Annotated in this window: 1 protein-coding gene; it reads left to right on the top strand. The window is 66.2% G+C overall.

Annotated elements, in window-relative coordinates:
• Nucleotides 1-355 (top strand): transposase (locus BJI47_RS00370; RefSeq protein WP_139804839.1); only part of this gene is annotated, 355 nt, incomplete at both ends.

Genomic DNA, 355 nt, shown 5'->3' with positions numbered 1-355 from the left:
CGGGTGGCTCGCCCTGTAGCGACCATGGACACTCCCGGCTCGTGGCTTGCCGGACGCAGATTGATGGCGATCGACGGGACGTGTCTGGACTTGGCCGACACGCCCGCTAACGCAGAGCATTTCGGTAGGCCGGCATCGAGCCGAGGCGAGCAGTCCGCGTATCCGCAGGCACGGCTGGTGGCAGTAGCCGAATGCGGCACCCATGCACTCGTCGATGCCGCAATCGGTCCGTGTTCGACCTCGGAGCGGAAGTTGTCGAATGATCTCCTCGACCGTCTCGAGCCGGGAATGCTGCTGCTCGCCGACCGCGGCTTCTACGGGTTTCAGATGTGGACCCGGGCGGCAGCGAGCGGCG

This window comes from Rhodococcus sp. 1168, from assembly GCF_002091955.1.
Taxonomy (GTDB): domain Bacteria; phylum Actinomycetota; class Actinomycetes; order Mycobacteriales; family Mycobacteriaceae; genus Rhodococcoides.
Note: the sequence above shows the minus strand (reverse complement) of the source record. Positions and strands in the feature narration are given on the sequence as shown.